A 12,197-nucleotide genomic window follows, 5' to 3' on the forward strand; every position below is an offset into this window, starting at 1 on the left:
CAATAAAGGCTAAAAACCCTACAAGGGGGTCGAAACTAACTCTTGAGAATCAGGGGTAACCACTAAATACGAACCTTGAGTATACCAATCGCCCAATACTGTGCGAGTAAGCGTTTGGTTATTAACTTCATAGGTATGTACATCAGGGCGGTGAGTATGGCCGTGGATCATATTAGCCACGTTATGTTTGGCGAAGGTTTCGAGTACTGCGCTTTGCACTACATCCAGTATTTCTATAGGTTTGTCTGCTTGGCTAAGTTTACTTTTTTCACGTGCATCACGCGCTATTTTTTTACGATACCGCAATGGCATAGCAAGCATAAGTTTAGGCCACCACCAACCACGGCTCTTTCGACGAAACTTTTGGTACTCAACATCCTGGGTACACATTTCATCACCGTGCAAAATGACAGTAGGAGTGCCGTAGAGGTCGATCACTGTTTGCTCATTCAGTAAGGTCATTCCTGCCATATTGGCGTACTGTTCTCGCATGATAAAGTCGCGATTACCGTGTACAAAATAAATAGGAATACCTAAGTTATTAACTGCTTTTAGCTGTTCTGCCACTGCCGCTGAGAGTTCGCTAACATAATCGTCACCAACCCACACTTCAAAAAAATCACCTAAAATATATAGGGCGTCTACTTTTTGAGGAGTAATATGGGCGTGTAAAAATTTAAAAAATGCCGCTGTAATATCAGGGCGATTTTCACTCAAATGTAAATCGGCAATAAAGTAGGTTTGGCGAGTCATGGTGATTCCATTTAGATAAAAGCGGGTGAATACCCGCTTTATGTATTCTTTGAAGAATAATGCGGTCTTAGCTGACAGTTACACTTTCAATTACCACATCTTCAAGTGGTACATCTTGGTGGAAGCCATTGCTACCTGTAGCAACACCTTTGATTTTATTTACTACGTCCATGCCTTCTACTACTTCAGCAAACACACAGTAACCCCAGCCCTGTGATGTTTCACTGCTGTGGTTTAAAAAGTCGTTGTTATTTACGTTAATGAAAAATTGCGCTGTAGCTGAGTGTGGATCAGGCGTGCGTGCCATTGCTAATGTACCTACTTTGTTAGATAGGCCGTTGTTCGCTTCATTTTCAATTGGGTCGTTTACTTCTTTTTGTTCCATACCCGGTGCAAAACCACCGCCTTGAACCATAAAACCATCAATTACACGATGAAAAATAGTGCCGTTATAAAAACCTGAGTTTGCATACTCTAAAAAGTTTTTTACTGTATTTGGAGCTTCGCTTTCGTGCATTTTAATGGTGATATCACCAAAATTTGTGTGTAGAACAACCATGAGATTTCCTATAGCTGGTTTGAATATTGACGCTATTTTATCGTAGTTGACCCAGATTAACAAAGAGCTTTGATAAACCGCTAGAGCCCATGCTTAGCAAGTGGTAACATAGCTTTTCTGTTAATCGTGAAGGAAAGCAACTAAATGGTACAAATATACAACACACTGACACGCCAAAAAGAAGAGTTTAAACCTATGGTCGATGGAAAAATCGACATGTATGTGTGTGGTATCACCATTTATGATTACTGTCACATTGGCCATGCACGCACATTTGTGGGTTTTGATGTAATTGTTCGCTACCTTCGCCACTTAGGTTACGATTTAAAGTATGTACGTAATATTACCGATGTTGATGATAAAATTATCAAGCGCGCAAATGAAAACGGTGAGGCGATTAACGACTTAACCGTGCGTATGACTAAAGCCATGCATGAAGACTTTGACAGTTTAAATATGCTACGTCCTGATATAGAGCCAACCGTAACCGGCCACATGGATGAAATTATTGCTATGGTTGAGCGTTTGATTGCCAAAGGCCACGCTTATGTTGCAGCCGATGGCGACGTTTTATTTGATGTTTCTACCTTTGAGCAATACGGAGCTCTTTCGCAACAAGATTTAACCATGTTGCAATCAGGTTCGCGTGTTGAAGTAGCTCAAGATAAAGACGATCCTCTTGATTTTGTTTTATGGAAAAAAGCCAAAGCAGGGGAGCCGTCGTGGTCATCACCTTGGGGTGAGGGTCGCCCTGGTTGGCACATAGAATGTTCAGCAATGAGCTCTAAGCATTTAGGTGAGCATTTTGATATTCATGGTGGTGGTTCAGACCTACAGTTCCCTCACCACGAAAACGAAATCGCGCAATCGTGCTGTGCAAATAATGGCCAGTATGTAAATACTTGGATCCACACCGGTATGGTACAAGTGAACAAAGAGAAGATGTCTAAATCGTTAGATAACTTTTTTACCGTTCGTGAGGTATTAAAACAATATGACGCAGAGTCGGTTCGTTACTTTTTAATATCAGGTCATTACCGCAGTCAGCTCAATTACTCTCAAGAAAACTTAGACCAAGCACGTTCGTCTCTTGAGCGTATTTACACCGCATTACGTGGCGTTGAGCCAGTTGAATGTGAGCTTGAGGGTAATGAGTATGTGGCTAAGTTTAGAAAAGCCATGAATGATGACTTTAATTCGCCAGAAGCATTACCGGTTGTGTTTGAAGTTGCTAAAGAGCTAAATCGTGTAAAAGACAGTGATAGCGAAAAAGCAGGACATTTAGCCTTTATTCTACGTAGCTTAGGTGAAATACTTGGTATTGCTCAACAAGCACCAGAGGCATTTTTACAAGGCGGTCAAAACGACGATGAAGTGGCTGAAATTGAGGCACTGATTGTAAAACGTAATGACGCACGTGCCAGTAAAAATTGGGCTGCAGCAGATGAAGCTCGCGATGCTCTAAATGCACTGGGTGTGGTACTTGAAGATTCAGCGGGTAAAACAACGTGGCGTAAAGCTTAGGGTTTGTTAACCTTTGCGTATTTAGTCATAACGCGCGGATCACAAAAAAAAGGGTTGCCATAGGGTAACCCTTTTTTGGTTATATCAATTGCATTAAATTGATTATGCTTTTAATAAAATTGATGTTATTGACCTCAATCATAGTTGAGGTTTTAAACTCGCATTCATCAATTTAAAAATGGAAAATTAATGAATATTTTACTTGCCATGATCCCTGCTTTTTTATGGGGAACGACTTATGCGGTAACTAAATACGCAACCCCAGAGTGGCCGCCAATCTTACTAGGGGCCATACGTGCACTCCCTGCTGGTTTATTATTGTTGTTATTTAAACCTTCTTGGCCAACGGCTAAACAGTGGCCAGGCATTTTCCTAATAGGCGCAATCAATATTGCGTTGTTTTTTAGTTTTATTTTTGTAATGGCGATTAATTTACCTGCTGCGATTGCAGGTGTCGGTATGGTGTCTGTACCGGTAGTGGCATTATTGTATGCCTGGCTTGTTAAACGGCAACAGCCAGCGTTAGTGCAAGGATTTTGTGCCCTTGCTTTAGTGGTTTTAGCATGGCGCTTATTTGACCCACAACATATTGCACTTAATTTATTGGGAGTAGTGGCACTGATAGGGGCGCTATTGACTATTGTTATAGGCAGTACGCTGGTAAAAAAAGTGACCGCTAAAGTACACTGGTGGACAGTATTAACGTGGCAATTAATCATTGGTGGCAGTTTGCTAGCGATTGCTGCTGCAATACAGGCTTTTTATTTTGCTCCCCAGCAGTATCAATTTTTAACTGCATCAATAAATACAACCCAATGGCTGGCGCTATTTTGGCTGGTGGTGCCTAACACTGCTTTAGCCTATATTTTGTATGTTTGGTTATTAGGGCGAATGACAGTGGTTGAATTTACTTTTGGCACTATAGCTAACCCAATTGCCGGCATTTTATGTGCAGGGTTATTGATTAACGAACAATATGAAAGTTGGCAGTACACGATTATGTTATTAATGATCGTATTTTCGGTATTGCCACAAGGCTTGGCATTAATAAAACGAAGAATGATGATACAAAAAGCCCGCAATTAAGCGGGCTCTTCATTACTTTATTTTTTGTTTATTAGCTGTGATATTTTTCACACGCTTCTAGCGTATTTTCAATTAAGCTAGCAACCGTCATCGGGCCCACACCGCCTGGTACAGGGGTAATAAAGTCAGCTTTTTGTTCTGCAACGGCGTACTCTACATCACCCACTAATTTACCGTTGTCTAAACGGTTAATACCTACATCAATAACAATGGCGCCGTCTTTTATCCAATCGCCAGGAATAAATTCAGGTTTACCCACTGCTACAACCAGTAAGTCAGCACGGCGTACATGCGTTTCTAAATCTTGCGTAAACTTATGGCAAACAGTGGTGGTACATCCGGCGAGTAACAGCTCAAGTGACATAGGTCGACCCACAATATTAGAGGCGCCCACAACCACAGCATGCATGCCTTTGTAACGTACGCCGGTTGAATCTAGTAAAGTAATAATACCCTTAGGTGTACATGGACGAAGAGCAGGCATACGCTGTGCTAATCGGCCAATATTATAAGGGTGAAAACCATCAACGTCTTTGTGTGGAGTAATACGCTCAAGAATTTTTTCTGCATCTAAGCCCTCTGGTAAAGGGAGCTGCACTAAAATACCATCAATTTCACCATCAACATTCAACTCATCAATTAATGCTAATAGCGCTTGCTCTGTGGTGTCTGCTGGTAAGTCGAATGACTTAGAAATAAAACCAACCTCTTCACAGGCTTTACGTTTTGAACCAACGTAAACTTGGCTTGCTGGGTCTTGTCCAACAAGCACCACAGCTAATCCTGGGGCTCTAAGGTTTTGTGCAACACGTTCTGAAACTCGTTCAGCCACTGCGCTACGTACTTGTTTTGCTACTGCTTTACCATCAATGATGTTTGCCGTCATGGGTGACCTTTAATTAGGTTAATTAACTTGATACCGATACATTTAAAAAACGAATGCATATATAGGGGTTAAAATGCCGATAAAGAAAACACCTTTACCTTACTCATTTTTTAATATGGCGACTATTTTCGCAGAAAAGCGGTTGAGCGCCAAGTTGCTTTTAAATTATAAGCCCCCGAATTATAAAAAAGAGTTTAAATTTTATCCCTGTATCGTAATATTTGACCATTATGAACTAAAAATGAGCAATTGATTTGTTTTCTTAAAAAAACGTTTGACCTAACCCGGTCAAATCACTATTATGCACCCCGTTGTCAACGAGGTCACTCGCAGACAATAGTAAGTATCGGCGATTAGCGCAGTTTGGTAGCGCACTTGGTTTGGGTCCAAGGGGTCGCAGGTTCAAATCCTGCATCGCCGACCATTTTCCCCTAAAGTAAAACACACCTGATTTCTTTTTTAATTCAAAAAATTCTCTTTTTCTACCCTTATTCATTATATGTAATTTAATTAGCCTGTTTTTTATTCGCTTAGTCGTTATCTGCCTTGATCTACCCCAAATAATTGCCCCCCACACTCGACTATCATGAATATTAGGTTATAATGCCGCGTCTATTTGTTTAAAAATATAGTGCCCTTAGGGCAGAGCAGCAATGGTATCTCCTGGTAGCGACGGATTTTTTTAAGCTCTAAGGCTTGAATTTTATCAAGACGCCTATAGATTACTTTGTTTGTAATGAAGGCGAAAAGTCGCCAAAATTGAATATTGAGGTAAATCATGCAAGTTTCTGTTGAGACGACTCAAGGCCTTGAGCGCCGTCTGACCATCACCGTTCCTGCAGAGAACGTTGAGACCGAAGTAAAAAAACGCTTACAACAACTGTCAAAAACGCAGCGTATCGACGGTTTCCGTGCTGGTAAAGTTCCAGTATCAGTAATCAACAAGCGTTTCGGACCAGCTGTTCGTCAAGAAGTTGCTGGCGAAGTAATGCAACGTAATTACATTGAAGCAATTGTTGCTGAAAAAATTAACCCTGCTGGCGCACCTACATTTGCTCCAAAAGCACTTGAAGCAGGTAAAGATTTAGAGTTCTCAGCAACATTTGAAGTTTACCCTGAAGTTGAAGTTCAAGGTTTAGAGAAAATTGCTGTTGAAAAACCAGCAGTAGAAGTAACTGACGAAGATTTAGCAAACATGCTAGAAACACTTCGTAAGCAACACGCTTCTTGGGCTGATGTTGATGCAGCGGCTGGCGCAAACGACCGCGTAACGGTTGATTTCGTTGGTACTATCGACGGTGAAGAATTCGAAGGCGGCAAAGCTGAAGACTTTCCATTAGAACTTGGTCAAGGTCGTATGATCCCAGGTTTTGAAGACAACATCGTAGGTAAAAAAGCAGGCGAAGAAGTGGTTGCTGACGTAAACTTCCCTGAAGATTACCACGCTGAAAACTTAAAAGGTAAAGCGGCTCAATTCACTATCACAGTGAAAAAAGTTGAAGCGCAAGAATTACCTGAATTAAGCGATGAGTTTGCAACTAAATTCGGTGTTACCGAAGGTGGCGTAGACGCGCTTAAAGAAGAAGTTAAAAAGAACATGACGCGTGAGCTAGACCAAGCGGTTAAAGCTAACGTTAAAGACCAAGCAATCAAAGGTCTTTTAGAGCAAAACGAAGTTGAAGTGCCTAAAGCATTAATCGACCAAGAAGTTGACGCACTACGTCAGCAAGCTGCTCAACGTTTTGGTGGCAATGGTCAAAACATGCCAGAGCTTCCAGCTGAATTGTTCCACGAGCAAGCTGTAACACGTGTTAAAACTGGCCTATTATTAGGTGAAGTGATTAAAGCGAATGACATCAAAGTTGATGACGCTAAAGTTGAAGCATTGATTGCTACTGTAGCTTCTGCATACGAAGATCCAACTGAAGTAGTAGAATACTACAAAGCAAATGATCAACTAATGCAGCAAATGCGTAATGTAGCAATGGAAGAGCAAGCTGTTGAAGCTATTTTAGCTAAAGCAACTGTGACTGATGTTGAAAAAGCATTTGATGACATCATGAATCCACAGCAAGGTGCATAATAAGTCATTGACTTAAGCGCTCGCTAACGATTAAATGGCTCGTGTTACTCTGTTTATGCAGTGTGCCCGGGCCATTTTAGTTTGTGGTTCTTAATTAGCTAAAAATGATCATTATGCTTTTCTTAGAATAAGTATAAGCGCATAAGGAATTAAATAAGTATGAACACTGGTATGACAGATCCCCTAAACGCATTAGTCCCTATGGTTGTTGAGCAAACAGCTAAAGGCGAGCGCTCGTTTGATATTTATTCGAGACTATTAAAAGAGCGTATTATCTTTTTAACGGGCCAAGTTGAAGACAACATGGCAAACCTGATCTTAGCGCAAATGCTATTTTTAGAATCAGAGAACCCAGAGAAAGATATTTTCTTATATATCAATTCACCGGGTGGCTCTGTCACTGCGGGAATGGCTATTTACGATACAATGAACTTCATTAAACCAGACGTAAGCACAATCTGTGTAGGCCAAGCGGCTAGCATGGGCGCATTTTTACTGTCTGGTGGCGCGAAGGGTAAACGTTTTTGTTTACCAAATTCACGCGTGATGATTCACCAACCGTTAGGTGGATTCCAAGGTCAAGCGTCTGACTTTGAAATACACGCAAAAGAAATCCTGTCTATTAAAGACAAGTTAAATCGCTTAATGGCTGAGCATACTGGCCAACCGCTTGACGTTGTTTCACGCGATACAGACCGTGACAATTTTATGAGTGCAAGCCAAGCTGTAGATTACGGTATTGTTGACTCAGTATTTACTAATCGCGGTAGCAAGTAAGTATGCCTGCAAGCAGTGATGCTTGCTAATGAGAGTTACTATGCGAAAAACACTAAATTTTGGTATAGTTAAAGCGTATTAAAATAGCCACCAAGACTTTGGTGGCCAACGTAATAAAATGAGGTAGCTGAATGTCTGACACTCCTACAGACGGCGACAAAAGTAATAAATTGTTATACTGCTCTTTTTGTGGCAAAAGCCAGCATGAAGTTCGAAAGTTAATTGCAGGACCTTCAGTATACGTTTGTGATGAATGTGTAGAGCTGTGTAATGATATTATCAGGGAAGAAATTAAAGACATCGCGCCTAAGCATGATGCCGCTGACAAATTACCTGTGCCAAAAGAAATTCGTAACCACTTAGACGACTACGTTATTGGTCAAGACCATGCGAAGAAAGTATTGTCTGTAGCGGTTTACAATCACTACAAGCGTTTACGCAATCAATCAACTAAACAAGACGTTGAACTAGGTAAAAGTAATATTTTATTAATTGGCCCAACCGGGAGTGGTAAAACATTATTAGCTGAAACGTTAGCTCGTTTACTTGATGTGCCGTTTACTATGGCCGATGCCACTACACTAACCGAAGCCGGTTATGTAGGTGAAGATGTTGAAAACATTATTCAAAAGCTTTTACAAAAATGTGACTATGACGTAGAAAAAGCACAACGTGGTATTGTTTACATTGATGAAATTGACAAAATTTCTCGTAAATCAGATAACCCATCAATCACACGTGATGTATCAGGTGAAGGTGTACAACAAGCCTTACTTAAACTGATTGAAGGTACAGTGGCTTCTGTTCCTCCACAAGGTGGACGTAAACATCCACAGCAAGAGTTCCTGCAAGTAGACACCTCTAAAATACTGTTTATTTGTGGTGGTGCATTTGCTGGTCTTGATAAAGTTATTGAGCAGCGTAGCCATAAAAACACCGGTATTGGTTTTGGTGTTGACGTTAAAGAGTCGGCGGCGAGCCGTTCTTTGAGTGAAACATTTAAAGATGTTGAGCCAGAAGATTTAGTAAAATATGGTTTAATTCCAGAGTTTATTGGACGTTTACCTGTGGTTGCAACACTGACAGAACTTGATGAAGCCGCGCTGGTACAAATTCTAAGTGAGCCTAAAAACGCCATTACTAAACAGTTTTCAGTATTGTTTGGTATGGAAGATGTTGAGCTTGAGTTTCGTGATGATGCACTGCGTGCTATTGCTCATAAAGCAATGGAACGTAAAACCGGTGCGCGTGGCTTACGTTCAATCGTAGAAGGTGTATTGCTTGATACTATGTATGAGCTGCCTTCAATTGATAACGTTAGCAAAGTGGTTGTTGATGAAACCGTTATTAAAGGCGAGTCTGATCCTATCTTAATTTATGATAGCAGTCATCAAGAACACGCTGCGGCAGATTAAATTCTGAGCGAATTATAAAAAAAGGGAGCCAATGGCTCCTTTTTTTATAATTAATTTAATCGAGTTAACAAAAATTGTTGAACTTTAATTAGGTTATCCCCATATACTTGAGTAATCTTTAAATAAATGAAGTGCAAAGAGAAAATACAATGACGCTTGAGAGAAACGATCGAGTCGAAATCCCTGTGCTAGCACTGCGCGATGTGGTGGTGTATCCACACATGGTGATCCCGCTTTTTGTAGGCCGTGAAAAATCAATAAAATGCCTTGAAGCGGCAATGGATAAAGACAAACAAATTTTCTTAGTTGCACAAAAAGATGCAACTGTAGATGAGCCTGAGAAAGACGATATTTATCGTGTTGGGACAATTGCGACTGTACTTCAATTATTAAAGCTACCCGATGGTACAGTAAAAGTATTAGTTGAAGGCACACAACGTGCGAATATCGAAGAGTTTGTTGATAACGAAGACTTCTTCGTTGCCAATGCACAGTTTATTGAGTCTGATTCAGTGAACGAACAAGAACAAGATATCTTTATTCGTAGTGCATTGAGCCAGTTTGAAGGCTATGTAAAATTAAATAAAAAAATTCCACCTGAAGTGATGACCTCGGTCTCTGGTATTGATGAGCCAGCGCGCCTTGCTGATACCATGGCTGCGCATATGCCATTGAAAGTGCCTGAAAAACAAAAAGTACTTGAAATATCTAGCGTTACAGAACGTTTAGAGTACTTAATGGCGCTGATGGAAGGTGAAATAGACTTATTGCAAGTTGAGAAGAAAATTCGCACCCGCGTTAAAAAGCAAATGGAAAAATCGCAGCGTGAGTATTACCTCAATGAGCAAATGAAAGCGATTCAAAAAGAGTTGGGTGAAATTGATGACGTACCGGATGAATTTGAAGCGTTGAAAAAGCGCATTGAAGAGTCTGGCATGCCATCAGAAGCGAAAGAAAAAGCCACAGCTGAGTTAAATAAGCTTAAGATGATGTCGCCAATGTCGGCAGAAGCCAGTGTTGTTCGCTCATACATAGATACGTTAATTAACGTACCGTGGAAAAAGCGCTCTAAGGTGAAAAAAGACTTAGCCGGCGCGCAAAAAATATTAGATAGCGACCACCACGGCCTTGATAAAGTCAAAGAGCGCATTATTGAGTACCTCGCAGTACAACAGCGCACAAATAAACTTAAAGGGCCAATCTTATGTTTAGTTGGACCGCCAGGTGTAGGTAAAACATCACTTGGACAGTCTATTGCGCGTTCAACGGGTCGTAAATACGTTCGTATGGCACTCGGTGGTGTACGCGATGAGGCTGAGATTCGTGGGCATCGTCGTACTTACATTGGCTCTATGCCTGGTAAGTTAATTCAAAACATGACTAAAGTGGGCGTTAAAAACCCATTATTCTTGTTAGATGAAATTGACAAAATGTCAGCAGATATGCGCGGTGACCCTGCATCAGCATTGTTAGAAGTATTGGATCCTGAGCAAAACAGTCATTTTGCGGACCATTACTTAGAAGTTGATTACGACTTATCTGATGTGATGTTTGTTGCAACCTCAAATAGCTTTAATATTCCAGGTCCTTTATTAGACCGTATGGAAGTGATTCGATTATCGGGTTACACCGAGGACGAAAAGCTAAATATTGCTAAAGAACACTTAATTCCTAAGCAAATTAAGCGTAATGGTCTAAAAGCTAAAGAAGTTGAAATCGCCGACAGTGCTATCATTGGTATTATCCGTTATTACACTCGTGAAGCGGGCGTGCGTAATTTAGAGCGTGAAGTATCTAAGCTATGTCGTAAAGCGGTTAAAAATATCTTAATCGAAAAAGACACTAAAACAGTGACAATTGATGCAGATAACCTTGAAGAATACTTAGGTGTGCAACGCTTTGATTACGGTAAAGCAGAAGACGGCGACCGTATTGGTCAAGTTACAGGCCTTGCATGGACAGAAGTAGGCGGTGACTTACTCACGATTGAATGTGCTGCAGTACCAGGTAAAGGCAAATTGACTTACACCGGCTCGTTAGGCGATGTAATGCAAGAGTCGATTCAAGCGGCAATGACCGTTGTGCGTAATCGTGCTGATGAGCTGCGTATTAATAGCGACTTTTATGAAAAGCGCGATATTCACGTACACGTACCTGAGGGTGCAACACCTAAAGATGGCCCAAGTGCCGGTATTGCAATGGTAACGTGTTTGGTTTCAAGCTTAACCGGTAATGCGGTGCGCTCTGATGTAGCCATGACAGGTGAAATTACCTTACGTGGTGAAGTATTGCCTATTGGTGGTTTAAAAGAGAAATTATTAGCGGCTCACCGTGGTGGGATTAAAACGGTCATCATTCCAAAAATTAACGAACGTGACTTAAAAGAGATACCTGACAATGTATTGGCGGGTCTTGATATTCACCCAGTTACATGGATTGATGAGGTATTAAAGCTTGCTTTAGTGCATCTAGTTGATAGTTTTTCAGTCGAAACACCGAAAAAGCAGTAAAAAAGCCAAAAAAAGTGCTTTTAGGGGCTTTTCAAATCTAAACGGTATGATAAGTTAAGCACTGGTTTTCAAGCCTAGCCCTTGCAGGGCCTAGGCTTAAGAAAAATATAATCATATGAGCTTTAAATAAATGCTCAAAAATTTCAAAACAGTGATGTTAGTTTAAAAAAACAATCGCTCTTGATAACAACAATGAAAGAGGATGATATTGTGAATAAATCTCAATTAATCGATCAAATCGCAGCTGATGCTGACATTTCTAAAGCGGCTGCAGGTCGTGCACTAGATTCATTCATCGAATCTGTATCTGGCGCGCTAAAAGATGGCGACTCAGTTGCACTTGTTGGTTTTGGTACTTTCTCTGTACGTGAGCGTGCTGCTCGTGCAGGTCGTAACCCACAAACTGGTGAAACGATTCAAATTGCTGCAGCTAACATCCCAGCTTTTAAAGCCGGTAAAGCGCTTAAAGACGCAGTAAACTAATCACTGTGTAAACAAATTAGTTATGGCGAGTGAACAATACGCTTAATTATTCTAATCGATGAATTAAGTTACTTCACCGCCAGTTACTTCAAGTGAAAAAGCGTATCTGGTAAGATACGCT

Annotated in this window: 10 protein-coding genes and 1 tRNA gene; 8 read left to right on the forward strand and 3 right to left on the reverse strand. The window is 40.8% G+C overall.

All coding sequences use genetic code 11. From position 1 onward, the window contains the following. Positions 1-18 precede the first annotated feature (18 nt). Both QL984_RS00955 and QL984_RS00960 read right to left on the reverse strand, forming a co-directional pair. Positions 19-753 (reverse strand): UDP-2,3-diacylglucosamine diphosphatase, encoded by a 735-nt coding sequence (locus tag QL984_RS00955; protein WP_290171881.1) that lies wholly within the window; start codon positions 751-753, stop codon positions 19-21. Positions 754-820: 67 nt separating this feature from the next. Beyond that, entirely contained in the window at positions 821-1,312 is a 492-nt protein-coding gene (locus QL984_RS00960; RefSeq protein ID WP_013465455.1) for a peptidylprolyl isomerase, read from the reverse strand. Positions 1,313-1,456: 144 nt separating this feature from the next. On the opposite strand from QL984_RS00960, the gene cysS reads away from it, so the two are divergent. Together cysS and QL984_RS00970 are read left to right on the forward strand one after the other, a co-directional pair. After that, positions 1,457-2,836 carry a cysteine--tRNA ligase gene (cysS, locus tag QL984_RS00965; RefSeq protein WP_013465454.1) on the forward strand — a complete coding sequence of 460 codons (1,380 nt, stop codon included), beginning with the start codon at positions 1,457-1,459 and terminating at the stop codon, positions 2,834-2,836. Between the two features lie 189 nt (positions 2,837-3,025). Further along, positions 3,026-3,922, forward strand: a complete 897-nt coding sequence (locus tag QL984_RS00970; RefSeq protein WP_028834036.1) for an EamA family transporter — start codon at positions 3,026-3,028, stop codon at positions 3,920-3,922. Positions 3,923-3,953: 31 nt separating this feature from the next. Here QL984_RS00970 and folD read toward each other — a convergent pair whose 3' ends face one another. Further along, a complete protein-coding gene (folD, locus tag QL984_RS00975; protein WP_013465452.1) occupies positions 3,954-4,808 on the reverse strand; it encodes a bifunctional methylenetetrahydrofolate dehydrogenase/methenyltetrahydrofolate cyclohydrolase FolD in 855 nt (284 codons plus the stop codon). A gap of 347 nt (positions 4,809-5,155) precedes the next feature. Between folD and QL984_RS00980 the strand changes: the two genes are divergently transcribed. From QL984_RS00980 to QL984_RS01005, 6 genes are all read left to right on the forward strand, one after another. Continuing rightward, positions 5,156-5,232, forward strand: a tRNA-Pro gene (locus tag QL984_RS00980). 354 nt (positions 5,233-5,586) lie between these two features. Further along, the gene (gene tig / locus QL984_RS00985) at positions 5,587-6,891 is read left to right on the forward strand and encodes a trigger factor (protein ID WP_024601794.1); all 1,305 of its coding nucleotides are present in this window, start codon (positions 5,587-5,589) and stop codon (positions 6,889-6,891) included. A 159-nt stretch (positions 6,892-7,050) separates the two neighbouring features. Then, positions 7,051-7,668: an ATP-dependent Clp endopeptidase proteolytic subunit ClpP gene (clpP, locus tag QL984_RS00990; RefSeq protein ID WP_013465450.1), complete on the forward strand. Its 618-nt coding sequence runs from the start codon at positions 7,051-7,053 to the stop codon at positions 7,666-7,668. A gap of 131 nt (positions 7,669-7,799) precedes the next feature. Beyond that, positions 7,800-9,083: an ATP-dependent protease ATP-binding subunit ClpX gene (clpX, locus tag QL984_RS00995; protein ID WP_016899275.1), complete on the forward strand. Its 1,284-nt coding sequence runs from the start codon at positions 7,800-7,802 to the stop codon at positions 9,081-9,083. A 149-nt stretch (positions 9,084-9,232) separates the two neighbouring features. Then, a complete protein-coding gene (gene lon / locus QL984_RS01000) occupies positions 9,233-11,593 on the forward strand; it encodes an endopeptidase La (RefSeq protein WP_290171882.1) in 2,361 nt (786 codons plus the stop codon). Between the two features lie 126 nt (positions 11,594-11,719). After that, complete coding sequence (locus QL984_RS01005) at positions 11,720-12,076, forward strand: HU family DNA-binding protein (RefSeq protein WP_255314649.1); 357 nt, start codon at positions 11,720-11,722, stop codon at positions 12,074-12,076. Positions 12,077-12,197 lie beyond the last annotated feature (121 nt).

The sequence above is a fragment of the Pseudoalteromonas sp. APC 3495 genome (assembly GCF_030407645.1).
In the GTDB taxonomy this organism is placed as follows: domain Bacteria; phylum Pseudomonadota; class Gammaproteobacteria; order Enterobacterales; family Alteromonadaceae; genus Pseudoalteromonas; species Pseudoalteromonas tetraodonis.

What these genes read in the sequence shown, in the direction of transcription:
- tig (WP_024601794.1), top strand. Translation starts at nt 5,587, where the DNA reads ATGCAAGTTTCTGTTGAGACGACTCAAGGCCTTGAGCGCCGTCTGACC.
- clpX (WP_016899275.1), top strand. Translation starts at nt 7,800, where the DNA reads ATGTCTGACACTCCTACAGACGGCGACAAAAGTAATAAATTGTTATAC.
- clpP (WP_013465450.1), top strand. Translation starts at nt 7,051, where the DNA reads ATGAACACTGGTATGACAGATCCCCTAAACGCATTAGTCCCTATGGTT.
- QL984_RS00970 (WP_028834036.1), top strand. Translation starts at nt 3,026, where the DNA reads ATGAATATTTTACTTGCCATGATCCCTGCTTTTTTATGGGGAACGACT.
- folD (WP_013465452.1), bottom strand. Translation starts at nt 4,808, where the DNA reads ATGACGGCAAACATCATTGATGGTAAAGCAGTAGCAAAACAAGTACGT.
- QL984_RS00960 (WP_013465455.1), bottom strand. Translation starts at nt 1,312, where the DNA reads ATGGTTGTTCTACACACAAATTTTGGTGATATCACCATTAAAATGCAC.
- QL984_RS00955 (WP_290171881.1), bottom strand. Translation starts at nt 753, where the DNA reads ATGACTCGCCAAACCTACTTTATTGCCGATTTACATTTGAGTGAAAAT.
- lon (WP_290171882.1), top strand. Translation starts at nt 9,233, where the DNA reads ATGACGCTTGAGAGAAACGATCGAGTCGAAATCCCTGTGCTAGCACTG.
- cysS (WP_013465454.1), top strand. Translation starts at nt 1,457, where the DNA reads ATGGTACAAATATACAACACACTGACACGCCAAAAAGAAGAGTTTAAA.